Origin of the sequence: Methylobacterium sp. E-005 (assembly GCF_022829725.1) — a bacterium.
Classification (GTDB): domain Bacteria; phylum Pseudomonadota; class Alphaproteobacteria; order Rhizobiales; family Beijerinckiaceae; genus Methylobacterium.
In genome coordinates this window covers 21831-38039 of record NZ_JAKSYG010000026.1, presented here as the reverse complement: position 1 = coordinate 38039, position 16209 = coordinate 21831, and the positions used below count along the sequence as shown (strand labels likewise).

Below are 16209 nucleotides of genomic sequence, written 5' to 3'. Positions count from 1 at the left end.
CGGCTGCGCGTCTGCGCTCTGGGTGCGCCCTGTGGGTGCGTCCCTCGGCCCTGCGGGAATAGCTTCACAAGGGTGTCACGCTGGGATTAGATGAACACCTGATGGACAGGGCCTTTTCGTCTTCACGCGGAAGGGCATGGCCGGCGATCGTGCCGGCCCGGCCCGGCCGCGTTCTGGATCTGACCGCCTCGACTGGCGCCCCCGCGCGCCGGCCCGCCGCCCTGTTGTTCCGTCCGCCTCTCCCGCCCAGTCGTCCCGCAACACGTCTTCTCCCGCCCAGCCGCCGCGTCGCGCGCCGGCCCGTCCTGCATCGGCCCCGGGCCGGTTCGGACGGGCCGGTGGGGCGATGGTGCGGTCCCGCGCGTTATCCGCGTCAAAGATAGTCCGAAGAGTCGCGCCGATGATGGATCTCCAAACCCTCGTCCTCAACGCGGATTATCGGCCGCTCTCCTATAATCCGCTCTCCCTCTGGTCGTGGAAGGACGCCTTCACGGCCCTGTTCCTCGACCGGGTCACCCTGGTGGCGAGCTACGACGTCGAGGCGCGCTCGCCCTCGCGGTCCCTGCGGGTGCCGAGCGTTGTGGCGCTGAAGAACTACGTGGCGCTCGCCCGCAGCCCGGCCTTCACGCGCTACAACATCTACCTGCGCGACGGATTCAGCTGCCAATATTGCGGCCTCCGGCTGCCCTCGGGGGGCCTGACCTTCGACCACGTGGTGCCGCGCTCCCGGGGCGGCCTGTCGAGCTGGGAGAACGTCGTGGCGGCCTGCTCGCCCTGCAACCTGCGCAAGGCCAACCGGACCCCGGCCGAGGCCGACATGCCGCTGATGACCGAGCCCCGCCGGCCGACCCGCTACGAGTTGCACCACCGGCAGCCCGAATTCGACCACCGGCAGTATCACCACACGTGGCTCGACTACCTGTACTGGGATAGCGAGCTGGAGAGCTGAGGCGGGCGTGCCGTAACTGTATCGCGCCCATATACCCTGTCAGGCCATCATCGTGGCGGACCAGGACCGCGTTTCCGGCGTGGTTCATGCCCGACACGCGCGGGATGGATGGGCAAGTCCGGACTCTGACGGGCCCCGATGACCGCCTCGACATCCCGTCGGCCGGCCTCTCCTGCCGTGTCGGCGACCTCTACAGGGATACGCGCTGGCAACCCCGGCCGTCCCGGACCCCACGATCCTGATCGGTGCGAGAAGCCGGGCGGGGCGCCCCTCTCACCAAGCTGGCCCGTAGCGGGGTGGCTCGTTGTACAGCGGGACGTTGTGGTTGCGCGGCAGGTAGTCCCGCACCAGCACGGGTGGCGGGACGACGGGAACGACCGGGACGGGGCGGACCCGGTGATGGCGGATGACGCGCACCTCGGTCCGGTCCCCGGGCCAAGCGGCGGGGGAGGCCAGGACGGGTCCCGCGGCGAGCAGGGCCACGGCGACCGCGAGACGGCGACGACCACGCATGGACAGGCTCCCACCGGCAAGCATCATCGGACCGTACCGCATCAGAACTTGACGGCCGCACCGGCGCGGACGGTATTCAGGTTGACCTTGTGGCCGTCGAAATCGCTGAACAGCACGTACTGATACTCGGCACGCAGCAGGATGTTCGGGGTGATTGCGTACTCGATGCCGACGCCGCCCGCCACGCCGGCGACGACCTTGGTCCGCGACTGCGCCTGGATCGACGTGAACGGCGTGCCGCTGTAGGGCGCGCTGGGATCGAAGCTCGCGTAGCCGAAACGGGTCACGGCGGTTGGCGTCCCGGCCAGATTGGCGTTGTAGGCGGTCAGGTTGAACCCGTAATTCTGGTAGGCGGTCGAATCGGCGATGCGGGCCCGGCCGATGGCGACGCCGCCGGTCACGTAGGGCATGAAGTTCTCGAACGCGTAGCCGATCCGGGCGCGCAAAGTGCCGTAATCATTGACCCGGGTGGCGGTGGCCCCACCCAGGTCCACGGCTTCATACACGCCGGCGGCCGTGGTCAGGATGCGGCCGACACTGTCGCGCGACACCCCCATCTTGCCGAAATAGGTGTAATCGGCCTCGACGCCGAAGACGAACTGGTCGAACTGCACATTGTAGCCGGCGAAGGCGCCGAAGCTCGCGGCGCCGACCCGCCGCGATGGCGGGCTGAGCAGGGTCGAGGCGCTGAAGTCGGACTCGCCCGTGGTGTTGTGTGAATCCCGATAGATCAGGGGCTGCAATGCGCCCTTGCTGCCCAGCGTCGCCGAGGTGTAGCCGCCATGGCCGCCCACATACACGCCGCTCCAGTCGATCACCCGGACCGGAGCGGGAACCGGATCGTAATCGGCGCCGCGCAGGTAATCGTAATCCAGGTCGGCTGCCCGGGCGGTGTTGGCGCTGCAGAGGCCGAGAACCGCCAGCAGCGGGAAGGTGACGGTACGCATCGGGATCGTCCTGGAACTGAAGCGATAATCGGCGGATCGAGCCTCGGCACCGTGATAGTCGAGTAACCTTAATCATCCGTTGCTCGATACCGGTCTTCAAATCCCAATTGTGTTCGATCGGTATTACCGGCGCTCTCTCGGCTTACATCGAACGACGCCGGATATGGCTTCGGCGCCGTCCCGGGCCCGCACGGCGACCCTGAAACACGGACGGCACAGCGGGCCTTCGCCGGTCGTGGCCGGTCCGAATTGGCCCGTCCCGGCACGAGCCACGTTCATCATTCACCCGTTGAATCCGTTGCCGTTTGCCAGTAAGGGGCCGCCATCGGCAAGTTACGTGCGATCTTCGAATCGAAGAACGGACCGCGCCGATTTTAAAATGGCGTCTGGTCGAACGAACAACACAGCTCGACCCTGAGGAATTGAAGATATGTCTCTTCATGTACTGACGGGCGGAGCCGGTTTTATTGCCACAAATTTGATTCGCCGGCTTATCGATCTCGGGGAAACGGTATTTGCCCTGGACGACATGTCCCGCGGGCGACCGGATTTCTGGGCTCCGCTTCAAGATCAGCCGCGCTTCCGTTCGGCCATCGTCGATTGTGCCGATCTCGAGGCTTACCGGACTGCGCTGGATACCACCGTCAACGACGGCGGCATTGCCGCCATCTGGCATTTGGCGGCCAATTCCGACATCCCGGCCGGCATCGCGGATCCGCGGATCGATCTCCAGCGGACATTCCTGACCACGTTCAACACGCTGGTCCTGATGCGCGAGTTCTCGATCCCCACGCTCAACTTCGCGTCGAGTTCGGCGATCTACGGGGATCACGGCGAGACCGTGATTCACGAGGATATCGGGCCGCTCGAGCCGATCTCGAATTACGGCGCCATGAAGCTCGCCTCCGAGGCGCAGATCCGCGCCGCGGTGGAAGCCTTCCTGCCCAAGGCCAACGTCTTCCGCTTTCCGAACGTCGTCGGCGTGCCGGCGACGCACGGCGTCCTCATCGACTTCGTCGACAAGCTCAGGGCCACGCCGCACAGGCTCGACGTCCTCGGCGACGGCACGCAGAGGAAGGCGTACCTGGACGTCGAGGAACTCGTCGATGCGATGCTGTTCATCGCCGCGCAGGCGCAGGGCCGGCACAACGTCTTCAATGTCGGCCCACCCGATCGGGGGGTCACGGTCCGCGAGATCGCCGAGGCGGTGCGCGACCGCGTCTCGCCGGGGGCCGAGATCCGCTACGGGACCGGCGGACGCGGCTGGGTCGGCGATGTGCCACGCTTCCGTTACGCGACGGACCGGCTCGCCGCCCTCGGCTGGCGCCCGCAGCACGACTCGATCGGGGCGGTACGGCGGGCGGTCGACCAGATCGTCGCGCAAGAACTCGGCCGCCGCTGAGGCGCCCGCGATGCAGGCCGTCATTCTCGCCGGGGGCAAGGGCACGCGCCTCGCCGAACGGCTCCAGGGCCGACCGAAGCCGCTCGTCGATGTCGAGGGCGTCCCCCTCCTGGAACGCCAGATCGGCACCCTGCGGGACCACGGGGTCGACGATGTCGTCATCCTCGTCAACCACGCGGCCGACCAGATCGCGGCGTTCTGCGCGGCGCGGACGAATTTCGGCCTCGCCCGGCTCGCGCTCATCGACGACGGCGCGCCGCGGGGCACGGCGGGCGCGGTGCTCGCCTGCCTCGATCGGCTGGCAGCCCGATTCCTCGTCGTTTATGGCGACACGCTCTTCAACATCGACATCGTTCGATTCCTGGCGGTGCATGTGGAAGCCGGGGCCGACGCGACGCTGTTCCTCCACCCCAACGACCACCCCGCCGATTCGGATCTCGTCGCGGTCCAGGACGGTCGCATCACCGCCTTCCTGCCCAAGCCGCATCCGCCGGGTGCGCTGCGGCCCAACCTCGTCAACGCCGCCTTCTACGCCATCGAGAAGCGGGCCCTGGACCCGTGGCGGGACTTCCCGACGCCGGCCGACTTCGCGCAGGACCTGTTTCCCGCCCTGCTCGAGCGGGGGGCGTTCCTTCAGGGTTTTACCAGCTTCGAATACATCAAGGATCTCGGGACGCCGAAGCGGCTCGACACGGTGCGCGCGCACCTCCGGGGCGGCGTGGTGGCGCGCGCGAGCCACCGCGTGCCGCAGGCCTGCGTCTTCGTCGACCGGGACGGCACCCTTAACGTCCTGCGGGATTACGTGCGCCGGCCGGAGGATCTCGTCCTCCTGCCCGGCGCGGTGGAGGCGGTCCGGCGCTTCAACGAGGCCGAGCACCGGGTCGCCGTGGTGACCAACCAGCCCGTGATCGCGCGCGGGGAATGCGCGATGGAGGGCCTGCACGCGATCCACGCCAAGCTCGACATGGTGCTGGGCGAAGCCGGCGCCTTCGTCGATCGCCTCTATGTCTGCCCCCATCATCCCGACGCCGGCTTTCCGGGCGAGATTGGCGCGCTGAAGGTCGCATGCGGGTGCCGCAAGCCGGAGCCAGGACTGATCCTTCAGGCCGCCCGGGATCTGAACGCCGATCTCGCGCGCTCATGGATGATCGGCGACAGCACGAGCGACCTCGGCGCGGCCCGCAACGCCGCCGTCCGGTCGATCCTCGTCCTGACCGGCGAGGGCGGGCGCGACGGCAAGTCCCGGGTCCGCCCGGACTTCACCGTCCCCGACATCGCCGCCGCCGCCGCGTTCATCCTCGACATTCATCCACGGATCGAGGCGGAAACGGCCGCCCTCGTGGACGGGGTGCGACCGAGGGATCTGGTCTGCATCGGTGGGCCGGCCCGGGCGGGCAAGTCCACGGTCGCGGCGGTGCTGGCACACGCCCTTCGCCGCGCCGGCCGCGACGCCGCCGTGCTGCCGCTCGATGCATGGATCCGACCGGAGGCGGAACGGACGGAGGGCCTGCTCGGCCGCTTCGATATCGACGCCGCCGCCGCCGCCCTGGATCCGTGGCTCAAGGGTGGCGCGACCGCACTCGACCTGCCCTTCTACGACAGGCGGCGGCGTGTGCGCTGCCCCGGGGAGACGATCGGCCTGAGGGCCGACACCGTGGTGATCCTCGAAGGCGTGCCGGCCCTGCTGCGACCGCTGCCGACGGACCGGCGCGTGCTGACGATCCATCTCGGCACCGACGAGGCCGGCCGCCGCGCGCGCGTGATCGCCGACCTGATGGACCGCGGGCTCGCCGAGCGCGCCACCGCTGCCGCCGTCTACGACGCGCGCCAGCGCGACGAATTTCCGCTCGTCGAGCGGGCGGGCCACGGCGCCGCCCTGCGCCTCGCCCTCGACTCCTGCTTCTCCTGAAATCCCGACCGCACCCTCATGATCATCAGTCGAACCCCCCTGCGCATGAGCTTCGTCGGCGGCGGCAGCGACATGCCGGACTTCTACCGTCGGCACGGGGGGGCGGTCCTGAGCACCGCCATCGACAAGTACGTGTACGTCAACATCAACCGCAAGTTCGACGGCGGCATTCGCTTGGCCTACTCGAAGACGGAGGAGGTCGAGTCGGTCGATCAGATCGAGCATCGCCTCGTGCGCGCGACCTTCGAGTGCCTCAACGTCACCGGCGGGGTCGAGATCACGACGATCGCCGACATCCCGTCGCGGGGAACCGGGCTCGGCTCCTCCAGCACGTTCACCGTCGGTCTTCTGAACGCGGTCAGCGCCTATCTGGGCCGGCACATCTCCGCCGACGACCTGGGGCGCCTGAGTTCGGAGATCGAGATCGAGCGCTGCGGCGCGCCGATCGGCAAGCAGGATCAGTATGCGGCCGCCTATGGCGGCTTGAACCTCATCGAGTTCAAGGCCGACGACAGCGTGCTCGTGTCGCCGGTCATCATGCCGGCGGCGCAGCGTCAGGCCCTCGAGCGCCGCATCATCGTGTTCTACACCGGGCTCACCCGCAGCGCGTCGGGCATCCTCCAGGAGCAGGCGCAGGCCGTGGCGAGCGATCAGGCCAAGCGCGGGGCGCTGATCCGGATGGTGGAGCTCGCCTATCAGCTGCGGGACGAGCTGCAGCGCGGCAGCCTCGATTCCTTCGGACAGATCCTGGACGACAACTGGAACTTGAAAAAGACGCTCAGCAGCGGCGTCAGCTCGGCGGAGATCGACGCGTGGTACGCGCTGGGGAAGCAGGCCGGCGCCCTCGGGGGGAAGATCCTCGGTGCCGGCTCCGGCGGCTTCCTAATGTTCTACGCACCCGAAGATCGCCACCCGGCGATCGCCGAAGCCCTGAGCCACCTGCGGCCGATTCGATTCAACTTCGAACTGCTCGGCAGCCGGATTATTTTCTACAATCCAAATATGGAAGCTCTACAAGATCTCAGGTAAACGTTGCTTCATAGCCGCCTTATCGAAGCAAATTTTTTGGTTTACGACGGATATCACAGCTATTACATTGAGAATTTATATTAAAACCTCGCAATACCTCTGCAAATGTCCAGTTGATTTTCCTACACGTCTCGTTCTAGACGTTCCGCAGGCAGCACGCCGCTTGAATCAGGTACCTTTCTGGGCGTTGAGATACGTTTCCACGTGCCATTGGCAGGACGGATGCTTTGATCGGTGGCCGAATCCGGACGTTCCAACCTACAGAGATGCGTTTGGTAGAGCTCTGTTTTCGGGCTGGTTGTTTCTGTCGCACAGGAACTCTTCAATGAACCCGTACGACGCCGTGCTCGGACGCTCCTTCGCATCCAACTATCTCGGGCGATTGACGACCATCCTGGGGACAATGAACCCCCAGGACATCGATCGCGCGATCGCGGTCATCCGCCGTGTCTGGCATGCGGGCGGGCAGATCATCACGCTCGGCAACGGCGGTAGCGCCATCACGGCGCTCCACTTCGCGACCGACTGGAGCAAGGGCGTGTTCGAGGCCACGCGGCGGCCCTTCCGCGGGCGGAGCCTGATCGACAACATGGGCATCGTGACGGCCTACGCGAACGATATGTCCTACGCCGACGTCTTCGTCGCGCAGCTTCGCAACATCGCGACCCCTCAGGATCTTGTGGTCGCGATTTCCGGAAGTGGAAACTCCGAGAACGTCGTTCGTGCCGTGCGCTACGCCAATGAGATCGGCTGCGAGACGCTCGGCTTGGTTGGGTACTCCGGGGGCAAGGTGAAGCCGCTCGCCAAGCATGTCGTCTGGGCGCAGGTCGACGACATGCAGATCGCCGAGGATGTTCACGCCATCTTCGGGCACATCGTCATGCAGGCTCTCTGCCAGACCGAGGACGAAGACCGTGCGTGATTGAATCCCGATCGATCAAGCTTCCAGGCGCAGGCAATGACGGATGCGGTGCCATTCGATATAACTCCCTACGTATTCGACTATTCAAGATGAGGACTAACGGGCTTTGAGCGAACGACTTCTCAAAAAGCTTGAACTTGGATGTGGGATAAACCAAACTCCAGGATACTTGCACAACGATATAAATCCCTTTGATGGGGTGGATATCGTAGGAAACCCCTGGGAAATCGACCTCCCAGACCACTCCCTGGAAGAAGTCATCGCGCTTGGCCTGATGGAACATCTGACTTATGAGCAGTTCAGCATGACGCTCGACAAGGTGCGCAGATTGCTGGAACCGGGCGGCGTTTTTCTGTTCGACGTCCCTGATATTCCGGTTTGGTGTCGATATGTCGTTGATCATTTTGATGGAAAGCAAATTCAGTTTTCCATCGATCACGTCTTTTGTACGCTGTACGGTTGGCAGCGCTGGCCTGGGGATGAACATAAATCCGGCTGGTATCGAGAAAAGCTCGATCAGGCTCTGAACGAAGCTGGATTTACGGAAACTCAATACGGTCTACAGCCATTCCAAGACAGGAGCATCGCACGACGTCGCATGTCCCGCCCTCACGATGCGCACCTTTATTGTCAGACGCGAGCATAACTCCGGCCTGCAGTTGGAGTACCGCGCCCCGCCACGATCCGCCCGGATGAGGATCGGATGGAGCCTGACGCAAGGGCCGCGTCTGGTTCGCGCGCAGTTGCAAGGAGGACGCCATTCCTCTTTGCCGATCGGTCCCAGGCGTTTGTCGCCAGGGTTCCGCCGGATGCCGTAACGGATGTCCGGCTGCATCAGGAACAGCGAATTGGCCTTCAAATCGTTTGGCGTCTCATGGTGGGCCACACGAGGGGATGGCGCCCGGCGAAGACTTTTGCGCGTGCAGGGGCTGCATCGAACAGCGGTTTCGCCACCTCCCATCGAACACGTCGCATAGATAAAATTCGTAAACCTTTAGATACAGAAAATACCTCTGGCTTGCAAATAAACAAGCCATATCTGGCAGGTGTTCTTCGAACGATATCGTCTTTCCTGAGATACCGTAACGCTGAAGACATCAATCATCATCGCATCTTACAAACGAGTCCCGCAACTTTCTGTGGCCTTGCGGCGCTTACCCACAAAGCCGATGCAGGATTTTGACGCCGAGCTGGTCTCGGTGGGGTCGGCTCCGGATGATGCGACCCCTACAGTCTTCAAACAGTACGCCGAATCTGCTCCGTTCGCCGTCAAATAGGTGATGACTGCAGATCCTTGACTTGCCCAAGCGCAGAACGCCGGAATAAGTATTTACGACGACTAACTCACCATTTTCACTGATGACGATTGCTATATAGAGGAAACATATCTGAGGACCCTTTAGGCCAAATTGAATCCGCGTGTCTTTCAGCACGGCAGCGGCGAGATCACTCGGTTCTCTAAAGACTTGGATTTCGGTATCGCCAACACGGAATGGTGGATCTTCCAAGAGGGGATGCTTCTTCCACCCAAGAGCTTCATCTTTCCCGGCGCGGTTCAAGGAGCGAATATGTTCTTCCTGCGCGAAGTTCTTGCCGCGACGGGCGGTGTCCGTCACGTTGGCCCACTCGAAAGCAACGATCTCATGACCGCTCACCGCGCCTCACAGGCGGGATACACCGGCGTGATGCTGCGTGGGCCGAAGGTTCACCACGACCATGGCCGCAGGACGAACACGCCAGAGGCCGAGCGCGTCAAGGATATATACGCCAAGATCGCCGGGGCCTATTTTGCACAACTCGCAGTAATAGGAAGCAGGGAGTTCCTTCCGTCGTGGCAGAATCAACTGCCTGAGCCGGGACGCACCGCCGATCTGCGCCGATGGGACTTTCGCTCGGCGCATTTGCAGTGGAAATCGCGTGGATGCAGGAGACCCGCGGCGCGCAATCTCAAAATCCGCGCGACTCACCTCGATCCCGCTGTCGTCTTCCGGAGGCATGAAGGCCTATAAGTTTCAAATCTGTAAGCCTTGCCTCCCGAGAGATTGCTGAAACGCCGCATCTCGACGGCAACGCCGACCAAGGCGCCCCCTATTCCTCTCTTCCTTCAGTCGTTGAGCACATCATCGAGCGTCGTGCCCGATCTCGGCTCCGGCCAGCGGTGTGTAGCGGCTTAGTTCCATCGCCAAGCGTGAACGTGATCGCTACGACGGACTGACTTGAATGGACTACATCCGCAACCACAACAGAAAACCGCGCCCGATCGGTGCGATCGGGCGCGGTTTCAGGTCTGGGATCTGACACGCGCTCCGCCGAACCCATATCCACGGCGGCGGAGAGCGTTCGGGATGTGATCAGTACTTGCGCACCAGCGGGCCGACCGGCTCCGGCATCAGCGGCGGCAGCGGGGCGGCGACGACGCCGCCGAGGTAGTAGCGCAGGCCGATCTTCACATCGTGCGCCTCGATGTCCTTCACCTTGATCGCCTGCAGGCTTCCGGTGCAGCACGGCACGTAGCCGGCGCCGGTCTCGGCCTTGCCGAGGTTCAGGTAGCGGTAGGCCAGCTCGATCTTGAGCGCGTCGGTGACGTTGTAGGCGAGACCGGCATGGAGCGCCCAGGCGAAGCTGCCGCTGGTCTTGTCCTTGTAGAACTTGCTGCCGCTGTTGGTGTTGTACACCGCGTTGCCGTTCGCGTCGTAAACCGGCTTGTAGTTGTAGGACGGCGCACCGCAATCGCAGCCATAGACCGGGTTGCCGTAATCGTAGCCGTAGCTCGGGCTCGTGAACTGCTGGTTGGTCGAGTAGGACGAGACGTGGTTGAAGGCGTAGCCGACGCCGCCGCCGATGAACGGCGTGATGCCGTACCACGTGCCGAGGTCGAAATACGCGTTGGCCAGCACCACGGCGGAGTCGAAGTTGCCGCTCGACTTGTTGACGCCGTAGGAGCCGAGGCCATCATCGTAATCCGGGCCGCGGTAGTACTCGCTGCCACGCAGGCCGGTGGCGTAGCGGTACTCACCGGTGATGTCACCGCGGAAGAACGGGGTAAACTGATAACCGACGCCGACGCCCGCGAAGCCACCGCCGCCGATCACGTTGCCGAAGGACCGGTTGGCGTCCGGATAGCCGGTGTAATCGTAGGCCTCGCTGTATTTCGGGCGGGTGTAGACGCTGGCGCCGACGTCACCGCGCAGGTACCAGCCGCCGCCGACTTCGATCGGCTCGGGGGGAGGAGGGGGAGGCGGGGGCAGCAGGTCCGCCGCAGCGGCGAGGCAGGGCGCGCCGACGCTCGCTACGAGCGTCAGGCTACGCACCAAAGCGTTGAGCTTGGAGCGGGCCATAAGAATTCCTTTACTGAACTCGTGAGCCCGACACTCCATGTGCGTGCTCGGGGTTTACCCTGTGAAGAATGCGGGTAACGTCTTAAATCCGGCTTAACGTTAAGTCTTAGGCTTGCCTGTTTTCGACCCTTCTACGCAGACCACCGTTCCTCAAATATTGGTGTGTGTCCGACGTCATGCACCATCGCGCCCTCAGGATCATTGTGCACGTGAGGTCATCCGCATGAGCTCTCCGCCGCGCTCCTCACAACGGAACCGGCCTCGGCCGGGCCAAGCAGGCTGAGACGCCGATGCTCCCGGAAGACGTGCGCATCCTGGCGCTGCTGCTGCCCGAGGCGGTGGCGGGCGCCCATAGCGGCAATCCGGATTTCCGCGTCGGCGGCCGGGTCTTCGCGACCCTATGGGTCGAAGAGGCGCGGGTGGTCCTGCGGCTCGCGCCCGACGATCAGGCCGCCCTGTGCGAGGCTGAGCCGGACCTGTTCACGCCCCTCGACGGGGCCTGGGGCCGCCGGGGCTGGACCAACCTCGATCTCGACCTGTGCGAGGAGGAGACGCTCCGCACCGCGCTCCTGGCGGCGTGGCGGATGACGGCGCCGCCGGACTTGAGCGCCGCCTACGACTGAGCACCCAAGCCCCGGTTTCAGAAGGTCCGAGACCTTGTGCGGGTCCAGGGCAGCGCCCTGGTGCCGGACGTTGTCCGGTGTCGGGCAAAGCCCGGGTCTCGGGGGCTCCGCCCCCGAACCTCGCCAAAGGGCTGAGCCCTCTGGAAACCCCGGCCTCAGGCCGCGGCGCGGGTCACGGCGTCGACCACCTCGTCGACGACGTCGTTGACGAGGCCGCGGTCGTCGCCCTCGGCCATCACGCGGATTACCGGCTCGGTGCCGGAGGGACGGATCACGAGGCGGCCGGCATTGCCGAGCCGCTCGCGGGCGTGCTCGATCGCACTCACGACGCTGTCCTGGCGGAGCGGCTCGCCGGCCTTGTAGCGCACGTTCTTGAGGATCTGCGGCAGCGGATCGAAGCAGTGACAGACTTCGCTCACCGGCCGGTTCTGGCGCTGCACCACGCTCAGGAGCTGGAGCGCCGCCACGAGGCCGTCCCCGGTGGTGGTGTAATCCGACATGATGATGTGGCCGGATTGCTCGCCACCGAGGTTGTAGCCGTGCTCGCGCATATGCTCGAGGACGTAGCGGTCGCCCACGGCGGTGCGGGCGAGCGTCAGCCCGAGGCCGCCGAGATAGCGCTCCAGGCCGAGATTCGACATGATCGTGGCCACGACCCCCGGCTGGGTCAGGCGCTCGTCCTCCTTCCAGGAGCGGGCGACCACCGCCATGAGCTGGTCGCCGTCGACCACCTGCCCCTTCTCGTCGACGATCAGAACCCGGTCGGCATCGCCGTCCAGCGCGATGCCGATATCGGCCCGGCGCTCGCGCACCTTGGCGACCAGCGCGGCCGGGGCGGTCGAGCCGACGTCCCGGTTGATGTTGAACCCGTCCGGCTCGGTGCCGATCGCGATCACCTCGGCGCCGAGTTCCCACAGGGTCTCGGGGGCGACCCGGTAGGCGGCTCCGTTGGCGCAGTCGACGACGACCCGTAGACCCTCCAGGGTCACCTGCCGCGGCAGGGTGCGCTTGGCGAACTCGATGTAGCGGGCATGCACGCTCTCGATCCGCTTGGCCCGTCCGAGATCGTTGGAGCCGGACAGGCGCTTGTGCATGTCAGCGTCGATCAGAACTTCGATCTCGCGCTCGATCGCGTCGTTGAGCTTGAACCCGTCGGGCCCGAACAGCTTGATGCCGTTGTCCTCGAACGGGTTGTGCGAGGCCGAGATCATCACGCCGAGATCGGCCCGCATCGAGCGGGTCAGCATGGCGACGGCCGGCGTCGGCACCGGGCCGAGCTGCAGCACGTCCATCCCGACCGAGGTGAAGCCCGAGATCAGGGCGGTCTCGATCATGTAGCCGGACAGGCGCGTATCCTTGCCGATCACCACCCGGTGGCGGTGGTCGCCGCGCTGAAACACGAGGCCCGCCGCCTGACCCACCTTGAGGGCGAGTTCGGGGGTGATCACGCCGTTGGCGCGGCCGCGGATCCCGTCGGTTCCGAAATACTTGCGCACGAGGTCGTCTCCGGGGTCCGGTCTCACTGCCGAACAAGGCTTAGCAGACAATCGTTTACGCCGGATGCCGATCGGCCGGCGGCGTTAGAGGGGTGCTTCCCGACAAAGGCGGTCGAAATGGGGCCAAGGCCCTGACAGACCTTACAGGATCCGCGGCAGCGATGCACCGACCAGGACAAGGCCCGAGAGCGTCAGAAGGCTCAGAACCAGGGTGCGAAACGCCGCCTCGCTGATGCCGAGATAGATCCGCGCGCCGAGCAGTGTCGGGATCAGCATGGCCGGCAGCACCACGGCCAGCATCGGCAGCATCGCCCGGGTGACGAGACCGGAGGCGACATAGGTGACGACCGTGACGCTGAGCATGGCGAGGTTGAAGTTCTGGATCACGGCGCGCTGCACGTCGCGCTCGTAGCGGCGCAGGGTGCACCAGAGGGTCGGCAGCACCCCCGTGAACCCGCCGAGCGCGCCCATCAGGCCGCCGCCGAGGCCGACCAGCGCGTCGGCGAACCGGCCGCCCACGGTGACGCGGGGCAGGTTTCTCGCGAGCAGCATCGCCGGACACCAGACGAGCAGCAGCACTCCGAGGATCACCTTGAACCAGTCGGCGTCGAGCCGCGGCAGCAGGAGGAGGCCGAGGGGGATGCCGGCGAGGCCGCCGAGCACGAAGGGCGCCAGCCGCTTGAGATCGAAGCCGCGCCGCACCGAGAGGACGGCGACGACCTGACCCGTGAAGGCCCCGGACACCGCCAGGAAGGCGGCGAGCTTCGGATCGAGCACCCAGGCCCAGAACGACAGGGAGACGAGCCCGAAGGCGAAGCCCGAGAGACCCTGCACGAAGCCGGCGACGACCGCGCCGAGGGCGACGACGAGGTAGGTCGAGACCGGCATGGCGGGTGGGCTGCGCCTTGTGGAGTGAGACCCTGTGTTTTCCGATTCGCCGGATGGCGCGGAGTCGGACGGCGCGGAGTCCTGCGACCAAGCCGATGCAGCCATTTGCCGACAGCGAGATTGGTTTGTCACCTGGGAATCGAGCCCGGCGGACCTGTATCGCCCTCCCCCCGCGGAGGTGAGAGGAAGACGCGCGCCGGGTCCACCCCGCTATCCGGCACGAAAAAGGGCGCCTCGCGGCGCCCTCTACGTTCCTCCAAGCGGCGAGGCTTAGGCCTGCGGCTGCGGCTCCAGCCCACCGTCGTTCTCCTTCGGGCGACCGCGGCCGGCCGAGGGGACCGAGGAGCCCCGGGCCGGGGTCGGCGGCACGTCGCCGCCGTCGCGGATCGGGGGCTGGCCCTTGATCAGGTTGCGGATCTCCTCGCCCGAGAGGGTCTCGTATTCGAGGAGCCCCTGCGCCAGGGCCTCCAGATCGTCCTTGCGTTCGGCCAGGATGCGGCGCGCCTCCTCCAGGCCGGTCTCCACGAGGCGGCGCACCTCGGCGTCGATCTTCTGGGCGGTCGATTCGGAGACCGATTGCTGCCGGCCCATCGACATGCCGAGGAAGACCTCGTCGTTGTTGTCGCCGTACGCAACGGTGCCGAGTTCGGGGCTGAAGCCCCAGCGGGTCACCATCATCTTGGCGAGCCGGGTCGCCTGCTCGATGTCCGACTGGGCGCCCGAAGTCACCTTGTCCTGGCCGAAGATCATCTCCTCGGCGATGCGCCCGCCCATCATGATCGCCAGCCGGGAGGTCATCTGCTCGAAGCTCATCGAGAGCTTGTCGCGCTCCGGAAGCTGCATGACCATGCCGAGCGCCCGGCCGCGCGGGATGATGGTCGCCTTGTGCACCGGGTCGGTCGCCGGGACGTTCAGCGCCACGATGGCGTGGCCGCCCTCGTGATAGGCGGTGAGCCGCTTCTCGTCCTCGGTCATCACCAGGGTACGCCGCTCGGCGCCCATCATGACCTTGTCCTTGGCGTCCTCGAACTCGTGCATCGTCACGATGCGCTTGCCGCGACGGGCCGCCAGCAGGGCCGATTCGTTGACGAGGTTCATCAGGTCGGCGCCCGAGAAGCCCGGGGTGCCGCGCGCGATGGTCTTCAGGTCGACATCCGGAGCCAGCGGCACCTTGCGGACGTGGACCCGCAGGATGCGCTCGCGACCCGTGACGTCCGGGTTCGGCACCATGATCTGACGGTCGAAGCGACCGGGACGCAGCAGGGCCGGGTCGAGCACGTCGGGGCGGTTGGTCGCCGCGATGATGATGACGCCCTCGTTGGCCTCGAACCCGTCCATCTCCACGAGGAGCTGGTTCAGGGTCTGCTCGCGCTCGTCGTTGCCGCCGCCGAGGCCGGCGCCGCGGTGGCGGCCGACCGCGTCGATCTCGTCGATGAAGATGATGCAGGGCGCATTCTTCTTGGCCTGCTCGAACATGTCGCGCACGCGGCTGGCGCCGACGCCCACGAACATCTCCACGAAGTCGGAGCCCGAGATGGTGAAGAACGGCACGTTGGCCTCGCCCGCGACCGCCCGGGCGATCAGGGTCTTACCGGTGCCGGGCGGGCCGACGAGCAGCACGCCGCGCGGGATCCGGCCGCCGAGCCGCTGAAACTTCTGCGGATCGCGCAGGAACTCCACGATCTCCTGGAGATCCTCCTTGGCCTCCTCGACGCCCGCCACGTCGTCGAACGACACGCGGCCATGGGCCTCGTTCAGCAGCTTCGCCTTCGACTTGCCGAACCCCATGGCGCGGCCGGCGCCGGATTGCATCTGGCGCGACAGGAAGATCCAGGCGCCGATGAAGACGAGAATCGGCAGCCAGCTCACGAGGAGCTGGATGAACCAGGGGGTGTTGTCGGACGGGGGCCGTGCGGTGATCTGCACGCCCTTGCCCTGGAGCTTGGAGACCAGGCCCGGATCGTTCGGCGCATAGGACGAGAAGTTGCCGCCGCCCACGTAGGTGCCCGACACGTCCTGCCCGGAGATCACCACCGACTGGATCTTGCCGGCATCGGCATCGTTCAGGAGCTGGCTGTAGGCGATCTCGCTGCCGCCGCCCCGGTGCCCCGGATTCTGGAACAGGGTGACGAGGGCCAGCACAAGCAGGAAGATGACGACCCACAAGGCAAAGTTGCGAAAATTCGGGTTCAT

Annotated in this window: 14 protein-coding genes; 8 read left to right on the top strand and 6 right to left on the bottom strand. The window is 65.6% G+C overall.

What is annotated here, in order from left to right:
* Positions 1–400 precede the first annotated feature (400 nt).
* A complete protein-coding gene (locus MKK88_RS01645) occupies positions 401–949 on the top strand; it encodes an HNH endonuclease (protein WP_091716345.1) in 549 nt (182 codons plus the stop codon).
* A gap of 273 nt (positions 950–1222) precedes the next feature.
* Here MKK88_RS01645 and MKK88_RS01640 read toward each other — a convergent pair whose 3' ends face one another.
* Both MKK88_RS01640 and MKK88_RS01635 read right to left on the bottom strand, forming a co-directional pair.
* Positions 1223–1462: a hypothetical protein gene (locus MKK88_RS01640; protein ID WP_243996850.1), complete on the bottom strand. Its 240-nt coding sequence runs from the start codon at positions 1460–1462 to the stop codon at positions 1223–1225.
* A 41-nt stretch (positions 1463–1503) separates the two neighbouring features.
* Positions 1504–2409 (bottom strand): outer membrane protein, encoded by a 906-nt coding sequence (locus MKK88_RS01635; RefSeq protein WP_243996849.1) that lies wholly within the window; start codon positions 2407–2409, stop codon positions 1504–1506.
* Between the two features lie 430 nt (positions 2410–2839).
* Here MKK88_RS01635 and MKK88_RS01630 point away from each other — a divergent pair, with 430 nt between their 5' ends.
* The 6 genes from MKK88_RS01630 (at position 2840) to MKK88_RS01605 (ending at position 9680) form a co-directional block, all read left to right on the top strand.
* Positions 2840–3811: an NAD-dependent epimerase/dehydratase family protein gene (locus MKK88_RS01630; RefSeq protein WP_243996848.1), complete on the top strand. Its 972-nt coding sequence runs from the start codon at positions 2840–2842 to the stop codon at positions 3809–3811.
* 10 nt (positions 3812–3821) lie between these two features.
* On the top strand, positions 3822–5720 hold the full coding sequence (locus tag MKK88_RS01625; protein WP_243996847.1) for an HAD-IIIA family hydrolase: 1899 nt from the start codon (positions 3822–3824) through the stop codon (positions 5718–5720).
* An 18-nt stretch (positions 5721–5738) separates the two neighbouring features.
* Positions 5739–6749 carry a GHMP kinase gene (locus MKK88_RS01620; RefSeq protein WP_243996846.1) on the top strand — a complete coding sequence of 337 codons (1011 nt, stop codon included), beginning with the start codon at positions 5739–5741 and terminating at the stop codon, positions 6747–6749.
* Between the two features lie 325 nt (positions 6750–7074).
* On the top strand, positions 7075–7671 hold the full coding sequence (locus tag MKK88_RS01615; RefSeq protein WP_243996845.1) for an SIS domain-containing protein: 597 nt from the start codon (positions 7075–7077) through the stop codon (positions 7669–7671).
* Between the two features lie 106 nt (positions 7672–7777).
* Positions 7778–8317, top strand: a complete 540-nt coding sequence (locus MKK88_RS01610; protein WP_243996844.1) for a class I SAM-dependent methyltransferase — start codon at positions 7778–7780, stop codon at positions 8315–8317.
* 763 nt (positions 8318–9080) lie between these two features.
* On the top strand, positions 9081–9680 hold the full coding sequence (locus tag MKK88_RS01605) for a hypothetical protein (protein WP_243996843.1): 600 nt from the start codon (positions 9081–9083) through the stop codon (positions 9678–9680).
* 342 nt (positions 9681–10022) lie between these two features.
* On the opposite strand, the gene MKK88_RS01600 is transcribed toward MKK88_RS01605, so the two are convergent.
* Complete coding sequence (locus MKK88_RS01600) at positions 10023–11009, bottom strand: outer membrane protein (RefSeq protein ID WP_243996842.1); 987 nt, start codon at positions 11007–11009, stop codon at positions 10023–10025.
* 290 nt (positions 11010–11299) lie between these two features.
* Here MKK88_RS01600 and MKK88_RS01595 point away from each other — a divergent pair, with 290 nt between their 5' ends.
* Positions 11300–11632 (top strand): MmcQ/YjbR family DNA-binding protein, encoded by a 333-nt coding sequence (locus tag MKK88_RS01595; RefSeq protein ID WP_243996841.1) that lies wholly within the window; start codon positions 11300–11302, stop codon positions 11630–11632.
* Between the two features lie 155 nt (positions 11633–11787).
* Here the strand turns inward: MKK88_RS01595 and glmM are convergent, their stop codons facing one another.
* The 3 genes from glmM to ftsH all read right to left on the bottom strand — a co-directional run bounded on the left by glmM (position 11788) and on the right by ftsH (position 16209).
* The gene (glmM, locus tag MKK88_RS01590; RefSeq protein WP_243996840.1) at positions 11788–13128 is read right to left on the bottom strand and encodes a phosphoglucosamine mutase; all 1341 of its coding nucleotides are present in this window, start codon (positions 13126–13128) and stop codon (positions 11788–11790) included.
* A 141-nt stretch (positions 13129–13269) separates the two neighbouring features.
* The gene (locus tag MKK88_RS01585) at positions 13270–14016 is read right to left on the bottom strand and encodes a sulfite exporter TauE/SafE family protein (RefSeq protein ID WP_243996839.1); all 747 of its coding nucleotides are present in this window, start codon (positions 14014–14016) and stop codon (positions 13270–13272) included.
* Positions 14017–14286: 270 nt separating this feature from the next.
* Positions 14287–16209 (bottom strand): ATP-dependent zinc metalloprotease FtsH, encoded by a 1923-nt coding sequence (ftsH, locus tag MKK88_RS01580; protein ID WP_243996838.1) that lies wholly within the window; start codon positions 16207–16209, stop codon positions 14287–14289.